The sequence below is a fragment of the Falsiroseomonas sp. RANM36 genome (assembly GCF_056682175.1).
Map to the genome: position 1 here is coordinate 434,009 of NZ_JBWXTD010000006.1, position 292 is coordinate 434,300.

The window sequence follows — 292 nt, forward strand, 5'->3', positions numbered from 1 at the left end:
CCGGGGCTGCCAGGCCCCGGCGCCCTCCGGCGATCACGTCGGGGTTCCACCTTTTGGAAGGGCGGAACGCGATGAAACCGGTCAGCTTCCGCCGCCCGGGGACTCGCCTGTTGGAAGGGACCGTCAAGCCAAGCCGATCAGGGACTCGCGCCCCTGGCGACCAATAACTTCTCGGCACCCCATCTATCCCCTGCGGGCCTTGCGGCCGCTTCAAGGCCATCACCCGTCCGAGGACAGGGGGGATGGTCACAGGAGGTCTCCGACAGGTTCGGGCAGGGGCCGAGGCCCCTGC